Consider the following 13,504-nt stretch of genomic DNA (forward strand, 5'->3'; position numbering starts at 1 on the left):
TCGGCGTTTTGACCCTCCATCCGGCTCGGCGGTAGGCTGTTCAACCGTCGTGTGACCCGTTCGTCATGCGCCCGGAACGTGCGGGCCGCTGGTCGCGGGACCGACCCCATGTCAGACATAGATCTAGAACGAGGCTGCCACCGTGCGTACGTACACCCCGAAGCCTGGCGACGTCGAGCGCCGCTGGCACGTCATCGACGCCAACGACGTCGTGCTGGGCCGGCTGGCCACCCAGGCTGCGGTGCTGCTGCGCGGCAAGCACAAGCCGACCTTCGCGCCGCACGTCGACACGGGCGACTTCGTCATCATCATCAACGCCGAGAAGGTCGCCCTGACCGGCTCGAAGCGTGAGCAGAAGAAGGCGTACCGGCACTCCGGCTACCCGGGCGGTCTGCGGGCCGTCGGCTACGTCGAGCTGCTGGAGAAGCACCCCGAGCGGGCCGTCGAGAAGGCGATCCGCGGGATGATCCCGAAGAACTCCCTGGGGCGTCAGGTGCTGAGCAAGCTCAAGGTCTACGCCGGCCCGGAGCACCCGCACGCGGCCCAGAAGCCCGTGCCTTTCGAGATCACCCAGGTCGCGCAGTAAGCCCCGCCGCGGCGCATACCGAGAAACGTAGAACCGAGGAGAACCGTGGCTGAGCCCACCATCGACGACGTGACCGACGAGATCGAGGCCGAAGAGCTCGACGAGTCGGGCAGCTACACCACTGCCACCCCGGCCCCCAAGGGCACCGGCTCCAGCATCACCGCGCCGGGTGCCGCGACGGGTCGCCGCAAGGAGGCCATCGCCCGGGTCCGCTTGGTGCCGGGCTCCGGCAACTGGACGATCAACGGCCGCACCCTCGAGGACTACTTCCCCAACAAGGTGCACCAGCAGCTGGTCAACGACCCGTTCCGGGTGACCGAGCTCGAGGGCCGCTTCGACGTCATCGCCCGCATCCACGGCGGCGGCAGCTCCGGCCAGGCCGGCGCGCTGCGCCTCGGCGTGGCCCGGGCCCTGAACGAGATCGACGCCGAGGCCAACCGGCCGGCGCTGAAGAAGAACGGCTTCGTCACCCGTGACCCCCGGGTCAAGGAGCGCAAGAAGGCCGGTCTCAAGAAGGCGCGCAAGGCTCCTCAGTACTCCAAGCGCTGATCCGGCGCTCGCGTCGTGGCGAGGCTCTTCGGCACGGACGGCGTGCGCGGGCTGGCGAACCGGGATGTCACCGCCGAGATGGCGTTGGACCTGGCGGTCGCCGCCGCGCACGTGCTCGGCGAGGCGGGGGAGTTCGCCCAGGGACGACGTCCACGGGCCATCGTCGGGCGTGACCCGCGCGCCTCGGGCGAGTTCCTGTCCGCGGCCGTGGTCGCGGGCCTGGCCAGCGCGGGCGTGGACGTCGAGGACGTCAGCGTGATGCCCACCCCGGCGGTCGCGACGCTGGTCGCCGACACCGGGGCGGACCTGGGTGTGGTGCTGTCGGCGTCGCACAACCCGATGCCCGACAACGGGATCAAGTTCTTCGGGCGCGGCGGGCACAAGCTGTCCGACGACGTCGAGGACGAGATCGAGAAGCGGATGGGCGAGCCCTGGGCCCGCCCGACCGGGGGTGACGTCGGCCGCGTCCGGCGGATGCCCGACGCGGGCGCCCGCTACGTCTCGCACCTGCTCGGCGAGCTGCCAGGAGGCCTCGACGGGCTGCGCATCGTCGTCGACTGCGCGCACGGGGCCGCGAGCGCCGTGTCGCCCCGGGCGTTCCGCGAGGCCGGCGCCGACGTGGTCGTCATCGGGGCCGACCCCGACGGGCTGAACATCAACGACGGCTACGGCTCGACCCACCTCGACCGGTTGCGCGACGCCGTGGTCAGCCACGGCGCGGCCGCGGGGATCGCGCATGACGGCGACGCGGACCGCTGCCTGGCCATCGACCACCTGGGCCGCGACGTCGACGGCGACCAGATCATGGCCATCCTCGCGCTGGCCTTCCGCGAACGCGGCGAACTGGTCGACGACACCCTCGTCACCACCGTGATGAGCAACCTCGGCCTGCGCCTGGCCATGCAGCGCGAGGGCATCAACCTCGTCCAGACCGCGGTCGGCGACCGCTACGTGCTCGAGGCGCTGCGCGACGGCGGCTACACGCTCGGCGGCGAGCAGTCCGGCCACGTGCTGATGCTGAACCACTCGACGACCGGCGACGGCGTCCTCACCGGCCTGCACCTGATGGCCCGCATCGCGCAGACCCGCAAGAGCCTCGCCGAGCTGGCCTCGGTGATGGAGCGGCTGCCGCAGGTACTGATCAACGTCTCGGGCGTCGACCGCACCCGTACGGACGACGAGGTACTGCTCGCCGCCGTCACCGCGGCCGAGGAGAAGCTCGGCAACGACGGGCGCGTGCTGCTGCGCCCCAGCGGCACCGAGCCGCTGGTGCGGGTGATGGTCGAGGCGGCCCACGCGGACGACGCACGCGCGGTCGCGGCAGACCTGGCGGCGGTCGTCCGGGACCGGCTGTCTCTGAGGTGATCTCACAGTGATCGAGTACCACTCGCCCCGCGAGATCGAGCAGATGCGCCCGGCCGGAAGCTTCGTGGCGAGCGTGCTGACGGCGCTCGAGGCCGCCGCCGACGTCGGTGTGAACCTGCTCGAGCTCGACGCCTTGGCGCACGAGATGATCCGCTCGGCCGGCGCCGAGAGCTGCTACATCGACTACCACCCGTCGTTCGGCGCGTTCCCGTTCGGCAAGGTGCTGTGCACGTCGGTCAACGACGCCGTCCTGCACGGCCTGCCGCACGACTACCGCCTGCGGGACGGCGACCTCGTGTCGTTCGACTTCGCCGCCTCGCTCGAGGGCTGGGTGTCGGACTCGGCGCTGTCGGTGGTCGTCGGCACGCCCGACCCGCGCGACCTGGCCCTGATCGACGTCACGCAACGCGCGCTGGCCGCCGCCATCGAGGTGTTCCGGCCCGGCAACCGGATGGGCGACATCTCCGCGACCATCGGTGCGGTGGCTCGCGAGGCCGGCTTGAGCGTCAACCTGGAGTTCGGCGGGCACGGCGTGGGCCGCACCATGCACGGTGACCCCCACGTCGCCAACGACGGGCGTCCCGGTCGGGGGCTGGTGCTCAAACCCGGCCTGGTGCTCGCGATCGAACCGTGGTTCCTGCAGAGCACCGACAAGCTGCGGATGGACTCCGACGGCTGGACGCTGCGCAGCGCCGACGGCTCCCGCGGCGCGCACAGCGAGCACACGATCGCCCTCACCGAGGACGGCCCGCTGGTCCTCACCGCCCGCTGACGTCCATCAGTTCGTGATCATGCACAAACGCATCATCTGCGCGGTGATCATGCACAAACGCATGCTCAACGCCTGGGGTTGCGGGCCGGCCTGAACCGCGGGTCGGTGAGCACGCGTTGCACGGCCAGCACGACGGCACCGGCGACGACCATCCCCAGCAGATTGACGCCCAACTGCGTCGCCGCCCCGCCGATCTCCGCCACCATTCGCGGCTGATCGACGAAAGCCAGGGCCAGGGCCAGGTTTCCGGCGGCCGGCACCGTCGTCACGGAGATGAACACCCCGACCAGGGCGTTGCCGCGCCCGGCGGTCAGCGACAGCACCCCGGCCGCTCCGGCCAGCAAGGCCACCACGACGGACCACCGGTCGGGTCGCCAGACGAACCCGGTCTGCGGCCGCGGCGCCAGCACGTCGGCCGCCGAGACCCAGTCCGCCGCCCGGGCCAGCACCGCCAGCACCGCGACCAGCAGGATCGCCACCGCGAACCCGATCAGCAGCAGTTGTCCGGCGCCGGCCAGCAGGTGCCGCCGCCGTAGCACGAGCCCCACGGCGATCGCCGAGACCGGGCCGAACTCGGGGCCGACGACCATCGCGCCGACGATCAGGATCGGCGAGTCGGTGATCACCGCGACCGCCGCGATCGCGGTGGCCAGGGTCAGGAACGCGAAGTACGACCACGAGAGCCGTGCGTCGTCCGCAGCCCGGCGGCGGACGACGTCCCAGACGATTCCGTCCTCCGGCGCCCCGGGGGCGGCCCGCTCGGCGCGGGCTGCCGCAGGGGAGTCGACCGCCTCGACCTCCTCGATGACGATCCCGGCCTCGGTATGCAGCCCGGCCGCCCGGACCTGCGCGATCACGTCGCTGGCCGCCTCGCGGGCCACCAGGCAGATGAGAGTGTCGCCCCGGTCGAGACCGGGCCCGCAGAATGAGGTCCCGGTGAGCAGGACGACGTGCGCCACGCGCGGTTCCGCCTCGAGCAGGTCCAGCACGGCCGGGGGCATCGGCCCGGGGACGACGATCCGCAGGTCGATCACGCCGTCACGCTACCGGCCCCTCATGTCCGGTCTTGATCGTGTGTCAGCGCATCATGCGTTCGTGCATGATCACCGCAGAGATGATGCGTTTGTGCATGATCAACAACAAGGGGGAGGGTCACAGCTTGCGCAGGCGGATGCGGCGGACGCTGTGGTCGCCGCCCTTGGTCAGCACGAGCGTGGCCCGTCCGCGGGTGGGCAGCACGTTCTCGACCAGGTTCTTCTCGTTGATCTCCCGCCAGATGCGTTGGGCGGTGTCCACGGCCTCGTCGTCGGTCAGCGACGCGTAGCGGTGGAAGTACGACTCGGGGCTGGCGAACGCCGTCTCCCGCAGGCGCAGGAACCGGTCGGTGTACCAGGTGCGCACGTCGTCGGTGCGCGCGTCGACGTAGATCGTGAAGTCGAAGAAGTCGCTGACCGCCACACCCTGCCGGCCGTCGGAGCGCACACGGGCCGGCTGCAGCACGTTCAGCCCCTCGACGATCAGCACGTCCGGTCGCCGCACGACCACCTCGGCGCTCGGCACGATGTCGTAGGTCAGGTGCGAGTAGACCGGCGCCCGGACCTCCTCGACCCCTGACTTCACGTCGGAGACGAACCGGGTCAGCTTGCGCCGGTCGTACGACTCGGGGAAGCCCTTGCGCTCCATCAGCCCGCGCGCCGCCAGCTCGGCGTTGGGCAGCAGGAACCCGTCGGTGGTGACCAGCTCGACCCGCGGGGTGTCGGGGAAGGCGGCCAGCAGCTCCTTCAGGATGCGGGCGATGGTCGACTTGCCGACCGCCACCGAACCGGCGATGCCGATCACGAAGGGGGTGCGCTCGCCCTCCTCGTGCAGGAACGTCGAGGTGGCGGCGTGCAACTGGTCGACGCCGGCGTTGTACAGGTTCAGCAGCCGGGCCAGGGGGAGGTAGACCTCCTCGACCTCGTGCACGTCGATCCGGTCGCCGAGGCCGCGCACCCGGGCCACGTCCCGGGCGTCCAGGGTCATCGGGGTGCTGGCCCGCAGGGCGCTCCACGACTCCCGGTCGAGCTCGACGTACGGGGTGTGACCGGTGGACTTGATGCCGCCGACCGCGTCTGCCGTGCTCACCCCGGCATTGTGCCCGCCCACCGGTCCCCGGCCACCCAGGGAGGGTGTGACGTTCACTCAGGCGCCCCACGCGGGCCACCGACTACCCTCTTCCCCATGTGCGGAATCGTGGGTTACACCAGCACGGGGGCGCCGGGCGACGCGGACGCGCTGGACGTCGTCCTGGAGGGCCTGCGCCGGCTGGAGTACCGCGGCTACGACTCGGCGGGTGTGGCCCTGCAGATCGCCGGCCGGGCGCACGGCGCGCTGTACACGGAGAAGAAGGCCGGCAAGCTGGCCCGGCTGGAGGAGGCCCTCGAGGAGCAGCCGCCCCCGCCCTCCCGTACCGGCATCGGCCACACCCGGTGGGCCACCCACGGCGGGCCGACCGACGAGAACGCCCACCCGCACCTGGGCGGCGGCGTCGGCCCGGACGGCGTGGCCCGGGTCGCCGTGATCCACAACGGCATCATCGAGAACTTCGCCGCGCTGAAGCGTGAGCTGCTCGCCGAGGGCGTGACGTTCACCAGCCAGACCGACACCGAGGTGGTCGCCCACCTCCTGGCCAAGGCCCACACCGGCGACCTGGCCGAGGCCATGCGCACCGTCGTCCGCCGGCTCGAGGGCGCGTTCACGCTGCTGGCCGTGCACGCGGACCTGCCGGACGTCGTCGTCGGCGCCCGCCGCAACTCGCCGCTCGTCGTGGGCGTGGGGGAGGGCGCGAACTACCTCGGCTCCGACGTGGCCGCCTTCATCGGTCACACCCGCGAGGCGATCGAGCTCGGCCAGGACCAGATCGTCACCATCACCCCGGCCAGCGTGACCATCACCGACTTCGCCGGGAACCCGGTGCAGGGCCGCCGGTTCCACGTCGACTGGGACGCCGCCGCCGCCGAGAAGGGCGGCTTCGACAGCTTCATGGCCAAGGAGATCGCCGACCAGCCGCAGGCGGTCGCCGACACCCTGCTCGGCCGCAGTGACGAGGACGGCCGGCTGATCCTGGACGAGCTGCGCGTCGACGAGGCGGCGCTGCGCGAGATCGACAAGATCGTCGTCGTCGCCTGCGGCACCGCCGCCTACGCGGGGATGGTGGCCAAGTACGCGATCGAGCACTGGTGCCGCATCCCGTGCGAGGTCGAGCTGGCCCACGAGTTCCGCTACCGGGACCCGGTGGTGAACGCGAGGACGCTGGTGGTGGCCATCTCCCAGTCCGGCGAGACGATGGACACGATCATGGCCGTGCGGCACGCCCGCGAGCAGGGCGCCCGGGTGATCGCCATCTGCAACACCCACGGCTCGACGATCCCGCGCGAGTCCGACGCCGCGCTGTACACGCACGCGGGCCCGGAGATCGCGGTGGCCAGCACCAAGGCGTTCCTGGCCCAGATCACCGCCTGCTACCTGCTCGGCCTGTACCTGGCCCAGCTGCGCGGCAACAAGTCGCCCGGCGAGGTCACCGACATCCTGGGCCAGTTGCACGCGATGCCCGACAAGATCGCCAAGACCCTCGAGGGCCTCGACCAGGTCCGCCGGATGGCCCGGTGGATGGCCGACACCCGCTCGGTGCTGTTCCTGGGCCGGCACGTCGGCTTCCCGGTCGCGATGGAGGGCGCCCTGAAGCTGAAGGAGCTCGCCTACATCCACGCCGAGGGGTTCGCGGCCGGCGAGCTGAAGCACGGCCCGATCGCGCTGATCGAGCCCGGGCAGCCCGTCTTCGTCGTGGTGCCCTCGCCGACCAGCCCGCTGCACCCCAAGGTGGTCTCCAACATCCAGGAGATCAACGCCCGGGGGGCCCGGACCATCGTGATCGCCGAGGAGGGCGACGAGGACGTCGTCCCCTACGCCCAGGAGGTCGTCCGGGTGCCGCAGACGCCCGCCCTCCTGGCCCCGCTGGTGACCGTCGTGCCGCTGCAGGTCTTCGCGTGCGAGCTGGCCGGGGCCAAGGGGCTGGACGTCGACCAGCCCCGCAACCTCGCGAAGTCCGTCACCGTCGAATAGCCGCTACGGGCGGACGAGTTCACCGGCCAGCACGTCCATCAGCAGCCCGTCGCGCCAGACGCCCTCGGGCGAGCGCTCGTACTGGCGCATCACCCCGCACGGCTGGAAGCCCACGGCCGTGTAGGTCGCGATCGCCGCGGCGTTCTCAGCGCAGGGGTCGATCACCACCCGGTGATGGCCCCGGACGTCGAACAGGTGGGCCGCGACCGTGGCCACCACCTCGCGGCCGTAGCCCTGCCCGTGCACCGCGGGGTCGAGGAACAGGTCGATGCCGCCGTGGTGGTACATCGGGTCGTTCTCCTCGTAGAACTGCACGTAGCCGATCACCCGGTCGCCGAGCAGCACCGTGTAGGGGACGGTCTCGTCGTCGGTGTCGAAGGGGAAGTCCGGCTCCGGGGTGGACCACCAGGCGTGCACCTCGGGGGTCCGGACGATCCTCTGCAGCGCCTCGACGTGGTCGCCGGTGACGGCGGCCAGCGTGACCCGCGGACCGTCGATCCGGGCGACGGGTGGCGGGTGGGGTGACGTCGTCGGCATGACCGCATGGTGACGTGCCCGGGCGCTCCCGGCGACCGGTGGACGGCCGGGCGGGTTCAGGCGGCGGTGCGCTCGAAGAACCGGCGGGCGGTCGGGCGCCACTGGTGGCCGGACAGCGACGGCTCGAGCAGGGACGCCGCGACCGTGTACTTGCTGACCGACACCGGCCGCACCCCGACGTCCAGCAGGATCCGGTCGGCGTGCGAGGGGCGCAGCCCGCCCTTCGTCTCCACCAGGACATGGTCGGGCCGCATCCGCACGACCCGGCCGCCGAGGCTGGCCACGAGCCCGCCGTCGATCGTGAGCCGGGTGGCCTCCCCGAGGTTGCACAGCGTGGCCCGGGCGTAGTCGATCCGGACGCCGGGTCGCAGCCCGTCGACGTCGACCTGCAGGTCCTGGGCGGCGGCCCGCTCGAGCAGGAAGTCACGGGCCTCGGGCGTGAGTCCGCCGAAGGCGGTCGCGGGCAGCTCCAGGGCCTCCTTCACGGTGAAGCCGCGCCCGTCCTTGGTCTTCAGCTCCAGACGGCACAGGTCGTCCTCGAGGTACGTCCGGGTGCGGATCTTCCAGCGCCGCCGGCGGCCCTGGGCGTGGGCGCGGAAGGACTGCCAGTCGGGGGAGTCGAAGTAGACGCTCGCGTAGGCGCTGGAGCGCCGTCCGTCGATGCCCAGGACGTGGTGGGTGCTGCGCAGCCGCTCGACGAGCACGTGCGCCGCGCGCACGTCGAGGAGGTACTTGCGGTCGACCCGGGTCTGCAGCGCGGCGACCGCACTCACCTCGGCCAGGGTCGCGGTGGCCAGGCGGCCCAGGTCGAGGGCCGCGAGCACGCGGTCGCTGTCGGGCCGGTACCCGTGGAGGGCGACGCGCTCGTCGAGCGCGGTCATGCCGCGCCCGTCTCGCCGGCGGAGGCCTCGCGGGGCCGGGCGAGCGCCGGCCAGGCCCCCACGGAGCCGCCGGTGCGGAAGGTCGCCGCCACCCGGGTGGTCTCGCGGACGAAGTCGACCTCCTCGATCTCGAGGTCGACCACCGTCACGCCGAGCCGGGCGGCGACGTCGGCGCGCACGGCCGCCGGGCCGGGGTAGAGCCGGTCCAGGACGACGACGGTCCGGGACGTCTGCGGGGGCTGCCACCGGGGGTGGTCGGCCGCCGCCGTGACCAGGGTCAGCAGGCCGACCAGGCTGACCGTGACCCACAGCGGCAGGGCCAGCAGCCCGCAGACCAGCCCCACGACGATGACCAGGAACGCGTAGGCCATGTCGGCCGAGGTGAACGAGGCGCTGCGCAGGCGGATCAAGGACAGCACGCCGAACAGGCCGAACCCCGCCCCGGCGGTGAAGGCGTCTCCCGAGATGGCTACCAGCACCGCGAACAGGCCCAGGTTGAGCACGGTCAGCGCGAACATCATCTCGGCGTCGGAGCGGCGCCGGCGGTAGGCGAAACCGACGAGCGCGACCAGGGCGAGCACGTCGACGAGGAGGTGGGTCAGCAGCGGACCCGCCGTCACGCCGTTCGTCGCGCCGGCGGCCAGCCCGGCGGCGAGGTGGGGAACGGGCACGAGTCATCCCTCCTGTCGTGGGCCGGAGCCGTCGTCGACGGCGGTGCGCAACCCCCGAGCGTCCCCCTCGACACCCGTAGTTACCCGCGCGTTAACCAATCGGGATGAAGAACAGGATGGGCGCTCGGGTCCGATCCCGCACGTCGTTGGATGTGTTTCGTGACACATCGACCCAGGGGCCAAGATGGGTTCGTGCAGCTTGAGCAGGACCGACGGCCCGCCGTGGCGGCCCACTCCGTGGCCGCCGTCCGGGCGGCTGAGGGGGCGGCGCTCGCCGGGCTTCCGCCGGGTGCGCCGGATGCGCTGATGCAGCAGGCGGCCACCGCGGTGGCGGTCACGGCCGCCCGGGCATTGCGGGAGGCGACGGGCGGGATCGCCGGGCGGGCCGCCGTCCTGCTGGTCGGCTCGGGCGACAACGGTGGGGACGCGCTGTGGGCCGGGGTGCGGCTGCGGCGTCGCGGCGTCGCGGTCACGGCGCTGCTGAGCGCCGACACGGCGCATCCCGCGGGGCTCGCGGCGGTGCGCGTGGCGGGTGCCCGGGTGCTGCGGGTGTCCTCGCCGCCCTCGGCGACCGACCTGGCGCCGCTGGCGGCCGCGGACCTGGTGATCGACGGGCTGGTCGGGCTGGGCGGGCGTCCGGGCCTGCGGGAGCCGGCCACGTCCCTGGTCGACCGGATCCCCGCGTCGGCGGTCGTGGTGGCGGTGGACGTGCCGAGCGGTGTCGACGTCGACTCCGGCGCCCTGCCGGGCCCTCACGTGCAGGCCGACGTCACCGTGACCCTGGGCGCCGCCAAACGGTGCCTCCTGCTGCCGCCCGCCTCGACCGCGGCGGGCCGCGTCGAGGTGTTCGACCTCGGTTTCGACGTGCCGCCCGCGCCGCTGCGGCGCCTGGACGCGGCGGGGGTGGGGGCGCTGTGGCCCGTGCCCGCCCCAGGGGCGGACAAGTACCGCCGCGGTGTTCTCGGCATGGTCGCCGGGTCGGCCGGCTACCCGGGCGCGGCCGTGCTCGCCACGTCCGGCGCGGTGCGGGCCGGGGTCGGGATGCTCCGCTACGTCGGCCCGGACGACGCCACGCGGGCCGTGCGCTCGGCCCACCCGGAGGTGGTGGCGGGGGCCGGGCGGGTCCAGGCGTGGGCCCTCGGTTCGGGGGTGAACCCCGACGCGGACGACGACCAGCCCGCCGCGATCCGCTCGGCGCTGGACTCGGGCCTGCCGTGCCTGCTCGACGCGGGTGCGCTCGAGGTGTGGGCGGCCGGGGTGCACCGCGACCCCGACGACGCCTCCGACCGGCTGCTGCTCACCCCGCACGCCGGTGAGCTCGCCTCGCTCCTGGGCACTCTCGGCCTGCCCCGGGAGCGGGCGGACGTGGAGGAACGGCCCTTCGAGCACGCCCACGCCGCCGCCGAGCTGACCGGGGCCTGCGTGCTGCTGAAGGGCGCCACCACCCTGGTGGTCACCCCCGACGGTGAGGCGCGCAGCCAGGCCGAGGCGCCGGCGTGGCTCGCGACCGCGGGCGCCGGGGACGTCCTGGCCGGGGTGGCGGGCGCGCTGCTGGCGGGCGGCGTCCGGCCCCTCGACGCGGGCGCCGCGGCCGCCTGGGTGCACGGTCGCGCGGCCACCCTCGCGTCCCGGGCCGCCGGGGGAGGCGGTGGCCCGATCGCCGCCTCCGACGTCGCCGCGCACGTCCCCGCCGCGGTCGCCGAGGCCCTCGCCCCCTGACGCCGATCGGGCGAGCGTTCTCGGATCGGCCACCGTGCGGTGGGGGTGGCAGGCGTGATGGCAGCGAACCCGCCGGAAGCCGTGACGTTCGCTGCCATCAGCGCTGCCATCAGCGCTGCCATCAGCGCTGCCATCAGCGATGCCATCAGCGCTGCCATCAGCGCTGCCATCAGCGCTGCCATCAGCGATGCCATCAGCGATGCCATCAGCGATGCCGTCAGCGATGCCGTCAGGATCCGCGGAGCGGACTGAAGGATCCGGTCGTCATCGGTGCACGCTCGTTGCAGTCAGCCCTGCGGATCGCCCTGTGATCAAGATCCCGGGTGGGTGGGCACAACCGCGGTTGATCCCGCCCGATCGCACCTGCGGGCTCGGGCATGATGGGCGCCCGCAGAGGGGGATCACGTGACACGACGGGGAAGTGCGCTGCTGGTCGGCGTCCTGCTGACAGTGGCGCTCCTGGGCAACCGGCAGGCGATGAGTGACACCTGGCAGGAGTGGTACGGGCCGAAGGTCCAGGCCGCCATGTCGGCGCAGGACTTTCCCGACGGTCCACTGGCCCGCCGTCGTGACGCGTCGGGTGTGTGGACGGGCTACGCCGCCAACCACGGCCATGCCTACACCGTGAAGATCACCGGCTGAGTGCACTCATTGCGGGTGGAACCGCGAATCCCGGCACCCTTTCAGCGATCTTGATGGACCACCCGGCCCGCGGCGACCGTCAACTCGACCCGGGTCTCGGCCAGCGCCTCCGCGAGATCGGACGCGGCGAAGAGGTCTGAGCTCAGCACGGCCAGGTCGGCGCGCGACCCGGCGCGCAGCACGCCCGCGTCGTCGTCGTGGCACGCGAACGCCGACCCCGCGGTGAAGGCCGTCAACGCCTGCTCCAGGGTCAGCGCCTCCTCGGGCAGGAACGGTGCCGCCGCACCGTGTTCCGAGCGATGCACGGCCACGTCGATCTGCGCCAGCGGCGCGGGCGTCGACACCGGCCAGTCCGAACCCATCGCCAACCGCGCCCCGGCGGCGGCCAGCGACCCGAACGGGTACTGCTGCGCCGAGCGTTCCGGCCCGAGGAACGGCAGCGTCAGCTCGGTCATCGGCGGCTCGTACTGCGCCCACAGCGCCTGGCAGTTCGGCACCGCGCCGAGCGCCGCGAACCGCGCGACGTCGTCCGGGTGCACCACCTGCAGGTGGGCCAGCGTGTGCCGGTTCGCGCCCGGCGACCCGTTGCGCGCCGCTGCCACCTCGACCGCGTCCAGTCCCACCCGCACGGCCCGGTCACCGAGCGCGTGGAAGTGGACCTGGAAGCCCAGCGCGTCGAGTCGGGTGACCGCCTCCGTCACCACCCCGGGTTCGACGTACAACCGCCCGGCATGGTCGCCGTCGTGGACGTGCAGGTACGGCGCGAGCATCGCCGCCGAGTGGTTCTCGACCACCCCGTCCAGCATGATCTTCACGGTCCGGACCACCAGTCGCTCGCGCCCGCCCGCCTCGCCGCGGGCCGCCACGAACCCGTCGATCTGTTCCAGTCCCCGCGTCCGCTCCCACCACAGCGCCGCCGACACGCGCGCGGTGAGGCGGCCGTCGTCCGCCAGGTCCTCGTAGGCGCTCAGGAGTTCGGGCGTCACCCAGGCGTCCTGCCAGCCGGTGATCCCCAACGAGTGCAGGAACTCCTGGGCCACCAGCAGCGCAGCCTCGCGCTCGACCGGTGTGGGCCCGGGCACGAACCGGGCCTCGAAGGCGTACGCGGCGCCCTCGTACAACCGCCCGGTCGGCGTGCCGTCGCCGTCGCGCTCGTACCACCCGCCGGCCGGGTCGGGCGTGTCCGCCGTGATCCCCGCCCGCCGCAGCGCCGCCGTGTTCACCCAGGCCTCGTGCACGCTCGCGTTCAGCAGGAACACCGGCCGGTCGGGCACCACGTCGTCGAGGAGCGCGGCGCTCGGCGGCACGCCGTCCAGACCCGTGATCTCCCAGCCGCTGCCGTACACCCACGGCCGGTCCGGGTGGGCCCGCGCGTAGGCCCGGACGGCGCCGAGCACCGCCGCGAGGCCGCTCACCTCGTGCAGGTCGCAGGTCAGGCGGAACCGCCCGCCGAAGGACGGGTGCACGTGGGCGTCATGGAACCCCGGGACGACGAGCCGCCCGGGGGCCTCGACGCGGCGGGTGCGCGGCCCGGCCAGGGCGGCCACGTCGTCCGCCGGTCCCACCGCGACCACCCGGTCCCCGGAGACGGCGAGCGCCTCGGCCCAGGGCGTCGCCGCGTCGCCCGTCCAGATCCGGGCGTCGGAGACGATCAGGTCGGCGGGCACGGGCTAAGCCTCGC

Annotated in this window: 14 protein-coding genes; 8 read left to right on the forward strand and 6 right to left on the reverse strand. The window is 73.0% G+C overall.

What is annotated here, in order from left to right:
• Positions 1 to 142: 142 nt before the first annotated feature.
• The 4 genes from rplM to map are packed head-to-tail and all read left to right on the forward strand — an operon-like array spanning position 143 to position 3,272.
• A complete protein-coding gene (rplM, locus tag ACIB24_RS13860; RefSeq protein ID WP_398281191.1) occupies positions 143 to 586 on the forward strand; it encodes a 50S ribosomal protein L13 in 444 nt (147 codons plus the stop codon).
• 45 nt (positions 587 to 631) lie between these two features.
• Positions 632 to 1,135 carry a 30S ribosomal protein S9 gene (gene rpsI / locus ACIB24_RS13865; RefSeq protein ID WP_398281194.1) on the forward strand — a complete coding sequence of 168 codons (504 nt, stop codon included), beginning with the start codon at positions 632 to 634 and terminating at the stop codon, positions 1,133 to 1,135.
• 15 nt (positions 1,136 to 1,150) lie between these two features.
• Positions 1,151 to 2,500: a phosphoglucosamine mutase gene (gene glmM / locus ACIB24_RS13870; protein WP_398281197.1), complete on the forward strand. Its 1,350-nt coding sequence runs from the start codon at positions 1,151 to 1,153 to the stop codon at positions 2,498 to 2,500.
• 7 nt (positions 2,501 to 2,507) lie between these two features.
• Positions 2,508 to 3,272 carry a type I methionyl aminopeptidase gene (gene map / locus ACIB24_RS13875; RefSeq protein ID WP_398281200.1) on the forward strand — a complete coding sequence of 255 codons (765 nt, stop codon included), beginning with the start codon at positions 2,508 to 2,510 and terminating at the stop codon, positions 3,270 to 3,272.
• A 65-nt stretch (positions 3,273 to 3,337) separates the two neighbouring features.
• Here map and ACIB24_RS13880 read toward each other — a convergent pair whose 3' ends face one another.
• Together ACIB24_RS13880 and coaA are read right to left on the reverse strand one after the other, a co-directional pair.
• Positions 3,338 to 4,306: a DUF389 domain-containing protein gene (locus ACIB24_RS13880; protein WP_398281203.1), complete on the reverse strand. Its 969-nt coding sequence runs from the start codon at positions 4,304 to 4,306 to the stop codon at positions 3,338 to 3,340.
• A gap of 118 nt (positions 4,307 to 4,424) precedes the next feature.
• Positions 4,425 to 5,396, reverse strand: a complete 972-nt coding sequence (coaA, locus tag ACIB24_RS13885; RefSeq protein WP_398281206.1) for a type I pantothenate kinase — start codon at positions 5,394 to 5,396, stop codon at positions 4,425 to 4,427.
• Between the two features lie 96 nt (positions 5,397 to 5,492).
• Here coaA and glmS point away from each other — a divergent pair, with 96 nt between their 5' ends.
• A complete protein-coding gene (gene glmS / locus ACIB24_RS13890; RefSeq protein WP_398281209.1) occupies positions 5,493 to 7,373 on the forward strand; it encodes a glutamine--fructose-6-phosphate transaminase (isomerizing) in 1,881 nt (626 codons plus the stop codon).
• A gap of 3 nt (positions 7,374 to 7,376) precedes the next feature.
• On the opposite strand, the gene ACIB24_RS13895 is transcribed toward glmS, so the two are convergent.
• Genes ACIB24_RS13895 through ACIB24_RS13905 form a run of 3 tightly spaced genes read right to left on the reverse strand, consistent with a single transcriptional unit; the run spans position 7,377 to position 9,462 of the window.
• Entirely contained in the window at positions 7,377 to 7,910 is a 534-nt protein-coding gene (locus ACIB24_RS13895) for a GNAT family N-acetyltransferase (protein ID WP_398281212.1), read from the reverse strand.
• 56 nt (positions 7,911 to 7,966) lie between these two features.
• Positions 7,967 to 8,791: a VTC domain-containing protein gene (locus tag ACIB24_RS13900; protein ID WP_398281215.1), complete on the reverse strand. Its 825-nt coding sequence runs from the start codon at positions 8,789 to 8,791 to the stop codon at positions 7,967 to 7,969.
• Positions 8,788 to 9,462, reverse strand: coding sequence for a DUF4956 domain-containing protein (locus ACIB24_RS13905; protein ID WP_398281218.1), 675 nt, complete (start codon positions 9,460 to 9,462; stop codon positions 8,788 to 8,790). The genes ACIB24_RS13900 and ACIB24_RS13905 overlap by 4 nt, the downstream gene beginning before the upstream one ends.
• A gap of 192 nt (positions 9,463 to 9,654) precedes the next feature.
• On the opposite strand from ACIB24_RS13905, the gene ACIB24_RS13910 reads away from it, so the two are divergent.
• From ACIB24_RS13910 to ACIB24_RS13920, 3 genes are all read left to right on the forward strand, one after another.
• The gene (locus ACIB24_RS13910; RefSeq protein ID WP_398281221.1) at positions 9,655 to 11,181 is read left to right on the forward strand and encodes an NAD(P)H-hydrate epimerase; all 1,527 of its coding nucleotides are present in this window, start codon (positions 9,655 to 9,657) and stop codon (positions 11,179 to 11,181) included.
• Between the two features lie 54 nt (positions 11,182 to 11,235).
• Complete coding sequence (locus ACIB24_RS13915) at positions 11,236 to 11,433, forward strand: hypothetical protein (protein ID WP_398281224.1); 198 nt, start codon at positions 11,236 to 11,238, stop codon at positions 11,431 to 11,433.
• A gap of 153 nt (positions 11,434 to 11,586) precedes the next feature.
• Positions 11,587 to 11,823 (forward strand): hypothetical protein, encoded by a 237-nt coding sequence (locus tag ACIB24_RS13920; protein ID WP_398281227.1) that lies wholly within the window; start codon positions 11,587 to 11,589, stop codon positions 11,821 to 11,823.
• A gap of 41 nt (positions 11,824 to 11,864) precedes the next feature.
• Here ACIB24_RS13920 and ACIB24_RS13925 read toward each other — a convergent pair whose 3' ends face one another.
• Positions 11,865 to 13,490 (reverse strand): amidohydrolase, encoded by a 1,626-nt coding sequence (locus ACIB24_RS13925; protein WP_398281230.1) that lies wholly within the window; start codon positions 13,488 to 13,490, stop codon positions 11,865 to 11,867.
• Positions 13,491 to 13,504 lie beyond the last annotated feature (14 nt).

It is taken from the genome of Spongisporangium articulatum (genome assembly GCF_044465595.1).
Taxonomy (GTDB): domain Bacteria; phylum Actinomycetota; class Actinomycetes; order Actinomycetales; family Kineosporiaceae; genus Spongisporangium; species Spongisporangium articulatum.